The 14,290-nt window shown below is 57.2% G+C and carries 11 protein-coding genes and 1 pseudogene; 3 read left to right on the top strand and 9 right to left on the bottom strand.

The genetic code is table 11. The annotated features are described in order from the left end of the window. Positions 1-9 precede the first annotated feature (9 nt). From Pla52nx_RS31770 to Pla52nx_RS31750, 5 genes are all read right to left on the bottom strand, one after another. Entirely contained in the window at positions 10-1,428 is a 1,419-nt protein-coding gene (locus Pla52nx_RS31770; protein ID WP_146519238.1) for a DUF1552 domain-containing protein, read from the bottom strand. Positions 1,429-1,554: 126 nt separating this feature from the next. Beyond that, the gene (locus Pla52nx_RS31765) at positions 1,555-2,472 is read right to left on the bottom strand and encodes a CHAD domain-containing protein (RefSeq protein WP_146519239.1); all 918 of its coding nucleotides are present in this window, start codon (positions 2,470-2,472) and stop codon (positions 1,555-1,557) included. Next, positions 2,472-3,803: an ABC transporter permease gene (locus Pla52nx_RS31760; RefSeq protein ID WP_146519240.1), complete on the bottom strand. Its 1,332-nt coding sequence runs from the start codon at positions 3,801-3,803 to the stop codon at positions 2,472-2,474. The genes Pla52nx_RS31765 and Pla52nx_RS31760 overlap by 1 nt, the downstream gene beginning before the upstream one ends. An 8-nt stretch (positions 3,804-3,811) precedes the next feature. Next, entirely contained in the window at positions 3,812-4,621 is an 810-nt protein-coding gene (locus tag Pla52nx_RS31755; protein ID WP_146519241.1) for an ABC transporter ATP-binding protein, read from the bottom strand. Positions 4,622-4,625: 4 nt separating this feature from the next. Then, positions 4,626-6,497, bottom strand: coding sequence for an efflux RND transporter periplasmic adaptor subunit (locus Pla52nx_RS31750; protein WP_146519242.1), 1,872 nt, complete (start codon positions 6,495-6,497; stop codon positions 4,626-4,628). A gap of 233 nt (positions 6,498-6,730) precedes the next feature. On the opposite strand from Pla52nx_RS31750, the gene Pla52nx_RS31745 reads away from it, so the two are divergent. After that, entirely contained in the window at positions 6,731-9,850 is a 3,120-nt protein-coding gene (locus Pla52nx_RS31745; protein WP_146519243.1) for a PVC-type heme-binding CxxCH protein, read from the top strand. Positions 9,851-9,992: 142 nt separating this feature from the next. Next, positions 9,993-10,136: pseudogene (locus Pla52nx_RS33080) on the top strand (transposase); the annotation flags it as partial. A 55-nt stretch (positions 10,137-10,191) separates the two neighbouring features. Here Pla52nx_RS33080 and Pla52nx_RS31735 read toward each other — a convergent pair. Then, positions 10,192-10,995, bottom strand: a complete 804-nt coding sequence (locus Pla52nx_RS31735; protein ID WP_146519245.1) for an Fpg/Nei family DNA glycosylase — start codon at positions 10,993-10,995, stop codon at positions 10,192-10,194. A gap of 328 nt (positions 10,996-11,323) precedes the next feature. Between Pla52nx_RS31735 and Pla52nx_RS31730 the strand changes: the two genes are divergently transcribed. Further along, positions 11,324-11,488, top strand: a complete 165-nt coding sequence (locus Pla52nx_RS31730) for a hypothetical protein (RefSeq protein ID WP_197454420.1) — start codon at positions 11,324-11,326, stop codon at positions 11,486-11,488. Between the two features lie 30 nt (positions 11,489-11,518). On the opposite strand, the gene Pla52nx_RS31725 is transcribed toward Pla52nx_RS31730, so the two are convergent. The 3 genes from Pla52nx_RS31725 to pepT form a co-directional block, all read right to left on the bottom strand. Continuing rightward, a complete protein-coding gene (locus Pla52nx_RS31725) occupies positions 11,519-12,079 on the bottom strand; it encodes a DinB family protein (protein WP_146519246.1) in 561 nt (186 codons plus the stop codon). Beyond that, a complete protein-coding gene (locus tag Pla52nx_RS31720; RefSeq protein ID WP_146519247.1) occupies positions 12,080-12,844 on the bottom strand; it encodes an alpha/beta hydrolase in 765 nt (254 codons plus the stop codon). It lies immediately after the preceding gene. A gap of 72 nt (positions 12,845-12,916) precedes the next feature. Then, on the bottom strand, positions 12,917-14,155 hold the full coding sequence (pepT, locus tag Pla52nx_RS31715; protein ID WP_146519650.1) for a peptidase T: 1,239 nt from the start codon (positions 14,153-14,155) through the stop codon (positions 12,917-12,919). Between the last annotated feature and the right edge of the window lie 135 nt (positions 14,156-14,290).

Below are 14,290 nucleotides of genomic sequence, written 5' to 3'. Positions count from 1 at the left end.
TTGGATCGCTCATCCCTGCAAATTGCCCAACAGTCCGCTGCTGTCACCGAACGACTCACGATGGTCGCCCATTCGCGATAGGAATTCGAGATACAGGTTGCACAGCGGTGTTTTGTCTTTGTAGACGAGATGGCGACCGCCTTTGATGGTTCCGCCACCGCCTCCGGCGATCAATAGGGGCAAGTCGTCGTTGTTGTGTTTGTTCCCGTCGCTGATGCCGCTGCCGTAGCAGAGCATCACGTTGTCCAGTAGCGTTGCGTCGCCTTCCTGGATCTCCGCCATTCGCTGGATCATTCGCGAGAACAATTCCATGTGGTGTCTGTTGATGCGGGTCAACTGCACCAAGTTTTCTTCTTTGCTCTGGTGGTGGGATGTCGAGTGGTGCGATCCCTTGGCATCGATCTCTGGATAGGAGCGTCCGGATTTCTCGTAGGAGAACATGAAGCTCGCGATACGAGTGGTATCGGTTTGAAAAGCGAGTGTCATGATGTCGAGCATCAAGTTGACGTGGTCGGCATAGACGGATGGGATGCCCTTTCCCTCGGGGATGATCAGCGTGGGGATTTCTGCCGCCGAGTCACTGCCGTGTGCCCCCTGTACATGAGCATCATCTGCGAACGAGTCTTGATGGTGCGAGTGAGCATCACGATCGGCCGATGCGATACGTCGTTCGATGCTTCGCAATCCATCCAAATACGCTTCGAGTTTGCGACGGTCGTTGAAACCCAGTTGGCGTTGCAGTGACTTGGTTTCGTCACGGACCAAATCCAACACACTGGCTTCGACCGAATCATCTTTCTGCGCCGCCTCGGTCGGTTTGGGGGCATTCCAGTCGGGTGCGGTGGGAGTCTTGCCGCGGAACAGTTGGTCGTAGAGTTGTTTCGGATTGAGTTCCAGCGCCGCCGGTGTTTGTTTGTCACGCCATGAGATGTGTGACATGTAGGTACCGCTGTAACCGTGGTCGCCACGGTGACCGGGGTCGATTCCCAGGGCCAGTGAATCGATGGGAGTTTGGTAGCCGATCTGTCTCGCGATGACTTGATCGACCGACGCGCCACCGACCTCGGGTTCTTCGGAGTGTTTGCACTTGCGTCCGACCAAGTAGCCGCCGCCGGCCGGTTCATGCGAAGCAGACTTACCATTGCAGTGGTCGGCCGCCATCCCTGTCAACACGTTGACTTTGTCTTTGACGGGATCGAGCGGTTTGAGAATCGGGGACAGTTCGCTGAGCTCACCGGGTTCCCCGAGACGCCAATCGTTCATGTTCACGCCGTTGGGAACATAAAAGAACGCCAAGCGTACCGGCGGCTTGCCCGTCTCGGCCGCCCAAGCACTGCGAGAGGACATCGCGTCCAGCCAAGGCAGAGCGACAGCGGCCCCGGTGCCACGCAGGAGGGTTCGTCGGGAAAGCTTCAATGATCGCGTCATCGTGGAAACTCAATCGGCGGGAAGTTGGAGGTGGGAAAGCTGAGGGGGTGTGTTCTCATATTCTAACAGCAAGACACGGATTTTACTCAACGGTGATTCAGCGATTGGATGCTCGCGGAGGGTGTCTCAGGGAGAATTGGTGAGGATTTCGTCGAGTTTGAGCCGAAAATCGTTCAGAAAACGGGGAGTGAACCAGTCTTGAAATCTGGCGATCGCCCACTGCATAGCCTGTTTTTCTCTCCTCGCCAACTTTTTCACCTGGCGTGAATGTCCATCACGTTTCTCTTTGCGACAAAGCTGCTTGAGTTTTTGCTGCGCGACGGCGTGATCGTTGATTTCGCCAAGGTGATCTTGGACAAGGCAGACCAAGGGGTAAATGTCCGAGCGGATCGTTTCGGGCAAAGCGTCGCAGAGGAGCTCCATTGAGTATCGAAACGCCTTGGCTTGGACACGAAATCGGTGAAGCTGATCGATATCGCCGAGATCAACCGGCGCACCATTGAAAAAAGCATTGGCCTGTTGCCCGATCTTTGACAGGGCAAAATCAACCAATTTCACATCGGTGTCCTGAACGATTCCGCGCAGCACTCGATCGATTCGTCGACTCAGGCGTTCGTTCTCAGTCAGTTTTTGATTCAGACCTACGATCGATCGTTGTGCCCTGCTGCGCAATCGATTGAGCCGACGCAAGATGTGTTTACGCTTGGAGCTTGGTGACTTGTGATAACGCGAGGTAAGCACATCCAGGTCACGCGCGAGCGCTGCCGCTTTGCGAATTTTTTTCATCTGCTTAGCAAGCCAAGTGGCATCCTTGCCGGGCACAAAATCTGCGTAGAGCTCCAATGCAGCTAGTGCGCGTCGGGTTGCCACTCTCAGCCGATGAACATGCTCCGGCGTTTCATCCGCTTGCTCGGCAGCGACCGGCAATGAGGTTTGCACCGCCCGCAATCGGAGTTCTAAAGTGATCTGCGCGGCCGAGGCAACGCATTCGTTCGCATTGGTTAAGTTGACCCATTTCCCGCTGTCGGTCGGATCGCTGTTCATTATTCGTGACGCAATGCGTCGATCGGATTCATCTTGGCGGCCCGAATTGCCGGGTAGAGTCCGCTAAAGAGACCGACCACGACCGCGATGATCATGGCCAATGGGATGATTTCATAAACGATCGTCGGTTCGGCTTCACGAATCGCTTCGGGTAACGCCGCGAACTTGTCCGGAAAGCCTTCTTTGACCACGTAGATGAGTTGGGAGTACATCCATGGGCCGAGGAACCCCAGCAGGGCGCCGAGTCCGGCCCCCGCGAAGCTGAGCACGAGCGTTTCGATCAAGAACTGGCGAACGATGTCGCGCTGCTTGGCACCCAGTGCGCGGCGGATGCCGATTTCGCGAGTTCGCTCGGTGACACTCGCCAACATGATGTTCATGATCCCGATGCCGCCGACGACAAGGGAGATGCAGGCGATCAGAACGCCGATGCCCAAGAACATCAGCCGCAAGTTCTTGGCTTGCTCAAGCAACTCAAGGGGTGCGACCACGGCGACATCGTTGATATCACCGTGCGAACGATTGAGCAGATTCTCAATCATCTTTTTTGTCTTTTTGACTTCGTCAACCGAGTTGACTTGTAAGGTGATCTGGTTGAGTTCCATGATCTCAACTTGGAACTGTCCACTACGGCGAGTCACGATGGTGTCACCGACACGACTTCGCAGGGTCTCGATCGGCACATAGATGTCTGCCGAGAAATCTTGCGAGTCCAATGAGCCACCGATGGCTGCCGATGGATTACGAGCCTCCAAGACGCCGACGACGCGGTAGTAGTCCTTGCTCTCTGGGATGTAGACCCGCTTGCCCAGAGGTTCTTCGTAAGGGAAAAGTCGTTCGGCAACGCCGGCGGCGATCACGCAGACCGTGTCGAGGTTGATGCCGTCGGCGTCGGAGAGAAAGCGACCGCTTTGCCCCCGGACCTTCAACGTGTTGACTTCGGCGTAACCGGGAGTGCAACCGACGAGTCGTCCGTCGATCATTCGATCGCGGTAAGTGAACTGACGCCTGATTTCGCGAATCGGAATCGCGGTCCTGATAGTGGGGACGGTGGCAAGCAGCGTGTCCATGTCGCTTCGCAGCAAACCGTACTGACTGGCGCTCATGCCGGCCAATTTTTCCTCGGGCGGTTTTTGGCTGCGGACGATGATGGTGGTGGCACCGAGCGATTCGAATTGACGCTGGACTTGATCGCTGGCGCCTTGTCCGATCGCGGTCAATAGAATAACCGACCAAACACCAATCAGGATCCCGAGCATGGTCAGGCCGCTGCGAAGCGGGTGCAGGGCCAAACTTTTGACGCCGAGGCGGAGAGTGCGAAGCCAAATCATGGTGGTGTTTATTCCTGCGCGGCGATTTCTGCGGCGTGCAAAGCTTGGCGTTTCTTCGCTGCTTCGCGTCGCGCGGGATCGTTCAGTGTGTCGGTGTGAAGCAAACCGTCTTTGAGTCGTACCACGCGTTTTGCTCGCTCGGCGACTTCGTCTTCGTGAGTGACCAAGATGATCGTTCGGCCTTCCGCGTTGAGTTCGTCGAACAGACTGAGAATTTCCTCTGTGGTGACCGAATCGAGGTTACCGGTGGGCTCGTCGGCAAGAACAAAGTACGGATCGTTAACAAGGCTGCGTGCGATCGCAACCCGCTGTTGCTGACCACCGGATAGCTGTGTCGGTCGGTGATCCAAGCGATCTCCCAAGCCGACTCGCGAGGCCAACGTGACGGCGCGTTGGTATTCTTTGCCACCCAATTTGCCCTGATAGAACAACGGCACCTGAATGTTTTCGACGACCGTGAGTTGCTGGATCAGGTTGTAGGACTGAAACACAAATCCGATTCTCTCGGATCGAATTTCGGCGAGTTGGTCATCAGTCATCATGGCGATGTCATCGTTGCCCAACAGCAGACTGCCCGACGTGGGCTTGTCCAGGCAACCCAGCAAGTTCAGCAGCGTGCTTTTGCCGCTTCCCGACGGTCCCATGATGGCAACGTAATCGCCTTCGGGCACATCAAAGGAAACACCGCGAAGCGCCTTCACCGTTTCACTTTTGAGCACGTAATGTTTTTGCAAGTTGCGGATCGACGTGGCGTTTGGACGTGTGCCCGCGACGTTGTCACTGGAATCTTGCGAACGATAAGCGTCGGCAACGGACATCGACTCAGGTTCCTCCAAAACGCTTTTGCATATGCTCGGTGAGTTCCGCCCGCGTGATGGAACCGTCTCCGTCTGCATCGGCCTCCGCGACACGATCGCGATACTGAGGATCCATCGCGCTGATTTCCTCGGGCGACAGAACCCCGTCGCCGTCCTTGTCGTTGTTGCTCATGGAACGTTCGACCATGGTGGCCGGATCGGGGCGGCCGCCTCCTCCAGGTCCACCGGCACCGGGACCACCACCCTGGCGTCCACCGTCTGGTCCACCGCGTCCACCGCGTTCTCCGCGTTCTCCGGGGGCACCGTCAGGGCGACCACGCTCTGCGGATTCCGCCGCGCCGGGATTGCCGCGGCCGATGTCTTTCATCTCACTGTTGTCGATCGCGCTCAGCTCAGGCAGGTCCATCAGGTCGAGATGTTCTCTCAAGTTCAAAACAACGACCTCGTCTGGTTTCAGGCCAGACTTGATGCTGGCCATGGTGTCGTTCGTTGCGCCGAGTTCGACTTCAACCGTTTCGAACTCTTGAGGTCCCCGCTGAACGAGCGAATACATTTTGTCGCCGTGCTCGTAGAGTCCTTGAATTGGAATTTGAACAGCGTCGGCGATCTGTTCGACAAAGATTTGGACTTCTGCGGTCATACCGGTTCGGATCACGTCTGGTGGATCGAGAATCTCAATCAGTGTCGCGTATTCCTTGATCGACGAGCTGAAGAAGCTGCCCGGTTCGGCATAGCGATTGACCTTGGTCACTCGCCCGCGAAGCTGCAAACCGGGGATCGCATCGACGGCGATTTTGACGGGCATTCCTGCTTCGATCAGGGTGATGCGAGATTCGTTGATTTTGCAGTTGACCTGCATCAGCGAAGGGTCGGGAAGTTGAATGATGGCTTGGCGTTCGCGGACCGTCGCACCGGCTTCGACCACAAATTCCGCGTTTCCGCCACGACTGCTGTAGCGATTGGCATGCACGACGACACCAGCCGCGGGGGCTTTGATCACACACTTTTCCAGTTGAGCGGTCGTGTCGGCAAGCTGCAGTTGCTCTTCCTCCAGTTCGCTTTCGTAGGCGGCCAACTGTGCCTCGGCGGCCTCGATGTCGCTGTCAAACTGCACCAGCATTTTCTTGCGAGTCAGATCCTGCAGCACCTTCAAGCGTCCCTCCGCTGCGGCCAGCTGGTTACGTGCGTTGGCAACGGCAAATTTGTCTGCATCGAGTTGCAGGGATTTGACGAGGCCCTTCGCGACCAGGCGTTGGCTGCTGCCCAATGCCAACTGGGCCTTGCGGAGGTCTTGTTGGGCAACGGCCATCTCGCTGAGGATCGCACGTTCCTCTGTTTTGAAGACACCTTCGAGGTACTCTTGCCGGGCGATCTTGGCTTGCTCCACCGCCGCACGAGCGGTGGTCACGTTGGCTTCCGCTGCGATCACACTGATCTTGTCCTCCTTGAGCGCCGTCTCCAAAGCCGCAGCGTCGAGTTCGACCAACTTGTCGCCTTCGTTCACACGGGTTCCTTCGTCGATCACCCACAGAATCGGAATTCCGCTGCTGGTTCCCCGCGACTTGATCTCACAAACCAATTCGATATTGCTGCTGCTCTCGACTTCACCCTGTTCCAGCACGATATGATCAAAGGGTGCGACCACCACCGCCTGGGTGATGAGCGTGCTCGTATCGATGCCGGACTGTTTCTCCAGCATGTAACGGTAGCCGGCATAGCCGACCAATCCGGCGATCACGAGAACGGTGAGCAAAGCTCCCAGGAGACTGCCGCGGCGGCGATGTGCAATTTGGCGATGTGCGGTTTGGCGATGTGCAATTTGGCAACGGCAGAATTGCCAACGCTGCGATGATAATGACAATCGGTCATGGAGCATGGCCGGACTCAATTTGAGAAGGGGCGGGGGCGGGAGTGCCTGATTCGTTTGAACCCCGAGGGGGAGTCGAGGTCTCGCCTCGAATGCGACGAACCACAGAGGGTCCAGTCATTCTACTCGACAGTCAAAAATGACCACCTCCAGAAATGCCCTATTTGCCCGACTTTCCACTACTTTCGGGCTCAATCCGACGTCGCCGAGGCAGCTCTGAAAAACCGTGACTCGCGGCCAGGATGACCGCTCACACGCTCTGGAGCGGTTACGATGACGCGTTTGCCATTGTCCCCACCCGCACTGATGCCCCCGCCCGCATTACCAAACGGACACACACCATGCGACTCGCTGTTTCTGCCTATTTAGCCGTTTCATTTGTGTTTTACGGGCTCGCCTGCCCGTTGCATGCTGCAGATCCGCCTACGGTTGCCGACGATGCCCTGGAGGTGATCGAAAGCACACGGGGAGGCCGGCACTGGGTCGACGCGGCCACCGCCGATCCGATGGAAGCCCAGGATTCTCTCGGCAGCTTTGAGATCGCACAATCGTTGCGACTGGAACTATTCGCTGCAGAGCCCCTGGTCATGGATCCCGTTGCCATCACATTCGACCCCCAAGGTCGAATGTTTGTTGTCGAATACGGAGACTATCCGACGGGACCTCCAGAGGGCGAGCCACCGCTTTCACGAGTGGTCTTGATCGAGGACACGGATGACGACGGACGGGCGGACCAGCGAACCGTGTTTGCCGATGGCCTGAATTTTTGTCACAGCGCGATGCCCTATCGCGGCGGCTTGCTGATCGGGGAGCAAACTCGCATCGTGCACTTGGTCGATACCGATGGCGACGACATCGCTGATGTTCGAAACGTGCTCTTCGATGGATTCACGCCCGCGCACCCGCAGATGCAAATCGGAAACCCGAGGTGGGGAATCGACAACTGGGTGCATTGTAATTACGGGCCCGGCAAGATCGTCTCGTCGGCGTCACCGGATGAAGCGGTCGAGATGCCTCGGCGAGACTTTCTCTTCGATCCTCGAACGCTGCGATTTCGTGCCGATGGCGGTTGGGGACAGTTCGGCAACACGGTCGATCGCTGGGGCAACCGATTCTACTGCACCAACCGCAACCCGATCATCACGACTACATTGACGCCAGAGATCGCAGCGCGCAATCCCTTTCATTTGGTCTCGCGGATGTCATACGATGTTGCACCCTCCGGCGGCGACTCACGCGTCTATCCGTTGATCGAGATGAAGAGCAACTACCTTTCTCACGCGGGAACGCACACCGCGGCGTGCGGTGTGACGGCGTTGACCGGTGATGCCCTGGGAAAGGATACATCCGACAGACCTTATCAAGACAGCGTGTTTGTGTGTGAACCCATCGGGCACCTTGTGACTCGCAGCGTGATCGATCGCGAAGGCTCGATGCTGACGGCAAGTCGAGCTCAGAGACGCGTTGATTTTTTAGCATCCACCGATCCCTGGTTCCGTCCGGCCAGTCTCGCCAGTGGACCCGACGGCGCACTGTATCTGGCCGACATGTATCGACTGTGGGTCGAGCATCCCAAGTTCTTGCCGCCAGAGATCGCCGCCAAGTTGGATTGGCGCGCAGGAGAAGATCGAGGACGCGTCTATCGCATCGTTGCCAAGGACGTGTCTCCGCCAGCACCCTACGTCGAGCCCAGGACCGTCGCTGAGCGAGTCGCCATGTTGAGCGACCCGAACGGCTGGCGTCAATTCATCGCGCAACAACTGATCGTAGAAGACTACGCCGCATCGGGCAGCTCACGCGAAATGGTGGTGGCATTGCGGCAGCAGTTGCGATTGAGTCAAAGTTCCAGTGGACGGCTGCACTGTCTCTGGACTCTTGCGGGGATCCATGCGTTGGAGGATCAAGACTTGATCGCTGCACTGGGAGATTCCGACTGGCATGTCCGCGCCGCAGCGGCTCAACTCTCGTCGGACAGACTCGACAACGAAGCATTGCTGGACACCTTGATCGGCCACGTGGGAGACACCGACGATTCGGTGGTGCGGCAAGCCGTGATTTCGTTGGGCGGCACGACGTCAGAAGGGGCGACCGCTGCGTTGGCCAACGCAGCAAAACAACATTTCAACGACTCACTGATTCGGGACGCTATCCTGACGACGGCGGCAATGCGTTCGACGAAACTGCTGAAAGCGTGTGTAGCCGACGCGGAGTTTGTTTCCTCCGCCACCGACGATCGGCTTTCCTTTGTTCATGATTTGGCCGCCATCACCGGCGCTCGCGGAGAGACGAACGAAATCCGGGATTTTGTGCGGTCATTCTTTGGCGACCCCGCACCGCTCCAAGCATGGTGGCAATACGCCGCCGTCGTTGGTTTTGCGGATGGCTTGCAGCGACATCGTGGCCCCATGGGGCGAACGACCTTGGCGGCCTTTGTGAAGTCGCCCCCAAGCGAACTTGCCGCGGTCGCCGGCGTTCTGGCCGACTGGATCCGAGACGGCGAATCGGTGCTGAGCGATCCCGATGCATCTCTGGAAAGCCGCGTTGCTGCAATCGGGCTGTTGTCTCAACGCGGTGAAGCAGAGAGCTTGCCGATTTGGCGTGAGCTCTTCCGTGCGGATCAACCATCAGAGATTCAAGTCGCGGCCGTTCGCTCATTTTCCCGCGTCGTATCGACTGCCAAATGTCAGTTGCTCATTGAGCATTGGTCTCAACTCGCGCCGGCGGCGCGTCCCATAGCGATGGATACCATGCTGCGTCGCACTGATGGGACCCTTTCGATGCTTGAGGCGATGAAAGACAAAACCATGTCGCCATCATTGCTATCCATCGATCAACGTGTTCGGCTGCTCAAACACAGCGACGCGTCCATCCGCTCGCTTGCGTCTGAGTTGTTAGGCGGTGCGGTATCGGCCAATCGCCGTGCGGTCGCCGGGCAGTATCAGTCGGCCTTGACCGCTGACGCATCGCCTCAACATGGCGCGGCCGTGTTTCAACGCGCATGTGCCAACTGCCATCGATTGCGAGATGTCGGACACGAGATCGGACCTGACCTCACAGACGCGGTCAATCGCAGCCCGGAAGCCTTGCTCTATGACATCTTAGATCCCAATGCAAAGGTCGAGCCACGCTATACGTCTTATTCGATTCTGACCGATCGCGGTGAAGTCTATAGTGGATTGATCGTCAATGATTCGGGAGGGAACGTGGTGTTGAAGATGGCGGAAAACAAAGTCGTCTCCGTTTCGCGAGATGAAATCGAGGAAATCAAATCCAACGACATTTCCCTGATGCCCGAGGGGATCGAAAAGGAAGTGACGCCACAGCAAATGGCCGACTTGCTTGCTTACCTTCGCCAGCGTTGACAAAAGAATATCAGGAGCCTTTTTGGTTGAAGGGGTAGCTTTCTCTTTGGTAGGGTTTTGTGGAGTTGGTCTCGCCCTCGTTTCGTAGCCTTGGGTTCGATCCATGCCTCGTCCCCCCAAATGCGATGTCGCCGGGATGTACTGGGTCACGATGACTCATACGGCACGCTACCATGCACACTATCACACCACCGGAACCGGCCATCTCTACCAAGGCCGCTACAAGAGTTTTGCTGTTCAAAGTGACGACCACTTCTCTACCGTCTGCCGCTACGTCGAACGTCATGTGTTGTCCAGGCCTGGTGCGTCGCGGCGAAGGGACCGGGACAAGAGGTGACAGGCTAGAAAGCCTGACGTGCTTGGGATTGGCAGTGGGGGCACCAGTAGAGTTTTCTTGACGCTAGGTCTGTGGTTTCAATTGCGAAGTCGCAACCGGGGCAGTTTGGTTGGCGATAGACTCGAAAGCGTTCGCTGTCGGCCAACTGGGAGATTGGCTTGCCGGCTTCGCTGGCTGTGACGGTGATGATCTTGCCGTATTTCAATCCCGTCTTCATCATCCTGGTCAAGACTTTCCACATGTGATCAAAGTCTGGCTTGGTCAATGCATTGCCGGGCTTATTGGGATCCATCCCTATCTCGTAAAGCAACTCGGCGCGAAAAATGTTTCCCACGCCGGCGATCACGGATTGATCCAATAGCAACGCACCGATCGGTTTCTTGCTTACGGAAATAGAATCCCATGCCACGGATTTGCGGCCTCCGGCCAAAGGGTCTGGTCCCAACTTGCTGACGATCTCATCTCGTGTTTCGAGAGTGATCACACGACAGGTCGTCGGGCCGTTCAGATCGATGCACGCTTGTGTACCGATCATTCGCAACCGTACTTGGCCGACCGGTGGAGGCGGCGGGACTTTATGCTCGCGATATTTGCCGTAGCGTCCAAGGTGGATGTGTACGATCCGCTGGCCTTCAAATTCGTAGAACAAATGTTTCCCTGCCGCGTGAACACCGGTCAGGGTTTTGCCGGATACGTTGCGGGCGTCGGAGCGGAATCGTCCTTGTGGACTGGTGACTCGGATCACCTGGTCCCGGAGCATCTGGTCGTGTCGGCGTGCAATCCAATGGGTTTTGTGTCCTTCTGGCATCAATATTTTTTTGGTCGCTGGTTTGGCGTTGCGGGGGAGAGGAAGACAACGGTTTGGGGCGATTGCGGGCGGAGAATCAAGCGTGAAGGGGTGGGAACGGCAGATTCCTGCTCCAAGCTGCTTGGCAGGCGTGTTCACTTGCCTATTCGAGGCACCGGAACCTGGATCGTTTGCAGGGACTGTACTGCCGCGAGAAGCCTATTCGTCCGTTAGGCGGCTTGTTCTGGATGGGTTACCAGGGAATACTTCTAGTTGGCGGTTGTGTCGGGACCGCCTACGAATAACGTCCCGACACAGATTTCAATTCAAACCAGATTCGAGGCCCATCATGCGCAAGTTCGCATTCCTGTTCCTGTTGCTTCCCGTTTTCTGCACGTTGACGACCCTGACGGGTTGCGGTGAGCCACAGAACGCTGTGGTGGAGCCTGCTGCAGAAGTCACTCCAGAAGAAGTGGCACAAGAAGAAGAGTCGACGGAAACAACCGCTGAGTAATCTTTGGCTCAGCGAGACGATGAATCGGGATCACTCGCCTCGATTCGAATGACGTGGCACCATCACACCGCATCGTTTTTCAACGATCTCAAGATGGTGCTGCAGGTGACCAGCGGCAATCCACGCCAGCGCGCGCGTGGTGAGCTGCTGGCCGTCGGCCGTCCCTCGACGGTCCCAAGCAAGCGGCGACAATCGCTTCAGCAACATCAGATTTGCTTTTCTCAAATCGCCCAGCTCGGTGATCAAGTGCGAGAAGTTGCCCAGGCCGAATCGGCTATCCGCATACGCATTCTCGTCCCAGCCTGGTAGTGGCGTTGGGTCACCGGCGGCAAACCGCAAGATTCGATAGCCGCTCACACGTTCGGCGTTCGCACAGTGTTCAAAAACTTGGCGAATGGTCCATCCATACGGTGAATGGATTCGGTCGACTTGTTCGGTGCTGATGCTACTGGCAAGTTCACAGAGCCAATGCATTTGGTCCTGCATGACCGAGAGAACACAGTCGCCCGGCACGTTCTCTATCAGTTGTCGATGGTAGTCGGCTGAGTATTCATCGCCCACGCAACGGCGACTTGCAAATCGCTGTTTCATTTAGATTTCCAATTGATCAAGCAGATCTTTGATGGCGTCCGCGGTGTCGTTGATCGACTGCGAATCGATGGTGTGTGGTCCAAGGAACTCATGGAATCGTGCATCGGCACCGGATTCTTTCAGCAGATCCCTCAAACGCTTGGCGCTTTCGAACGGCAGGATGGGATCCTGGGTGCCGTGTGCTTGGTAGACCTGGACTCCCGCCAAGTGATCTGGCATGGCTGCTTTCCACTGAGACTCGCACACGACGGTTCCAGAAAACTGCATCAGCAACTGTGGCTTGGGGATGTCACCTCGGAGCGTGGTTTCCATCGAGAGCATGGCCCCCTGAGAAAATCCGCCCAGCGCAAGGGGCGCTTTTTCTCCTGACGGGATTTCTTTTCTGGCGACTTCACGGACGACGGCACGGATCAGTGAGGAAAGTGCCTCCCGAGCCTCGACGATTCCCGGCGGCTCTTTTTGGTGCAGTTCATCAAACCGCTTGGCCTGGACCATGTCCATCAGCGCGGCCATGTTCAGCGGCCACCATGCGCGACCTTGGGGCATCCCGAACTCCGCGAGCGAGTGAGGTGCAATCGGGCAAACAAACAGAATTCGCGACGCATCCGAACCCAGGCACTCGATCCATTCCATCGCCACGCCCAGCAGGTCATGTCCCGGGGCGCCATAGCCGTGGCACAGCACGACGGCCAATTCCGGTCGACTGCGCGGAGCAACGACGTAGCTGTCCAGGTCGCCGAAGCGTACTTTTTCTGGGGAAATCATTTCATTATCCGCTTTGCGTTTGCTGCCCAATTTGATGGACGGCTCACCGAAAGATTAAAAGTTGACGCTCCACTAGCATCGCTGTTCGCTCCACAACCGCAAGGTCTCGATGAGATGTTCGACCGCCTGAACCATTTGATCCAAGCAGGCAAATTCACGAACGCTGTGGATGTTGTGTTGTCCACTGGACAGGTTAGGCGTCGGCAAACCTCGCTCGGTCAATTGTGAACCATCGGTCCCGCCGCGGACAATCTCCAGGCTGCAAGGGCGTCCGAGATTCTGGAATGCTTGTTGGGCCAAATCGACAGCTTGGGGCAAGGATTGCAGTCCGTCACGCAGATTTCGGTACTGACGTCGGATGGAGACTTCGAATTTCAGGCCCGGCGTTTTATCGGCCACGGATTGCGCCACCTGCTCGAGCTGAGCGGCGTAGCGATCCAGGTCGTCGGTTTCAAAGGAACGCAAGATCAGATCGACCCTTGCCTGGCCGACACCACCGCTGATCGTATGGGGATGAATGAACCCATCGCGTCCGTCGGTTGTTTCCGGCGTATCGGTGTCGCGCGGCAAGGCAGCGACAAAATCGGCCGCCGCACGCACGGCGTTGATCATGCGTCCTTTGGCGATCGCCGGATGAATGTTATCGCCGATGAATCGGACCGTCGCGGCATTTGCCGAAAAGGTTTCCACGTCGATATCGCCTGCACCGCCGCCGTCCACCGTGTAGGCGACCGTCGCATCGAGTTTATCCAGATCAATCTTGTCCGTGCCATGGCCGATCTCTTCGTCGCAAGTCATCAGGATTCGAACCGGGCCGTGCATCAGATGCGGGTTTTCGATCAGAGTGTGGGCGAGTTCCATGATGATCGCCACACCGGCTTTGTCGTCTCCACCCAACAACGTGGTGCCATCGGTTGTGATAAGTGTGCTGCCGATCAGTTGTTTTAGCGCCGGGCACGAGTCGACTCGGATCATCTCGCCTGACGGCAATGTGATATCGCCTCCCGCGTACGCATCGATGACTTGCGGCCGAACGTTATCCCCCGGGGCCTCCGGCGAGGTGTCCATGTGGGCGACCAAAGCGACCGCGGGGCTGCCGCCGCCGTCTGTCGCGGGCACGGTTCCCCACACGAGTGCATTTTCGTCTTGGTGGGCGTCGTCGACGGACATCTCCTGCAGCTCGGCGAGCAGGATCTTGCCCAACGCCGCTTGAGATGCCGTGCTGGGATAGGTTTGGCTGTGCGGATCCGCCGCCGTGCCAATCTGGACATAGCGGAGAAACCTCTCCAGCAGGCGATCCCGGCGGATCACGACGCGATGGTACGAGTGGTTGGGGTCGTTCGAAATCATCTCGCGTTGTTGCTCCGGGTGGGTTCGACAATCGGGCGGGTGTGGTAAGTTATCGCCTCGGCGTTCATGACTTCGTCTCCATCCTGATCGAACCTA

The organism is Stieleria varia, from assembly GCF_038443385.1.
Classification (GTDB): domain Bacteria; phylum Planctomycetota; class Planctomycetia; order Pirellulales; family Pirellulaceae; genus Stieleria; species Stieleria varia.
Note: the sequence above shows the minus strand (reverse complement) of the source record. Positions and strands in the feature narration are given on the sequence as shown.